The sequence below is a fragment of the Massilia agilis genome, assembly GCF_024756255.1.
GTDB classification, from domain to species: Bacteria; Pseudomonadota; Gammaproteobacteria; order Burkholderiales; family Burkholderiaceae_D; genus Telluria; species Telluria agilis.
Map to the genome: position 1 here is coordinate 1 of NZ_JANUHB010000024.1, position 334 is coordinate 334.

A 334-nucleotide genomic window follows, 5' to 3' on the forward strand; every position below is an offset into this window, starting at 1 on the left:
GACCACCGCGGAGATCAATCTTGGCCACCTGCGTTTCGTGCCGGTCGCGGATGCCAACGGCGATCCGTACACCACCTTCACCTACAAGGTCTATGACAACGCCAGCGCCGTGTCCAACGATGCGACGATGACCGTCAAGGTCACCCCGGTCAATGACCTGCCGGTGGCCGCTGACGGAACGATCACGACCAACGAAGACACCAGGGCGACTGGCAACCTGCCGGCAGCCATCGACGTCGAACACGATACGGTCACCTACGCCAGCGCGAGCGGCCCGTCGCACGGCACGCTTGTGCTCAACGCCGACGGCAGCTACGAATACACGCCGGCAGCG

The 334-nt window shown here is 64.1% G+C and carries 1 protein-coding gene; it reads left to right on the forward strand.

Translation table 11 applies throughout. The features are described from left to right. On the forward strand, positions 1 to 334 hold a 334-nt coding region (locus NX774_RS23300), incomplete at both ends, for a cadherin-like domain-containing protein (protein WP_258824685.1).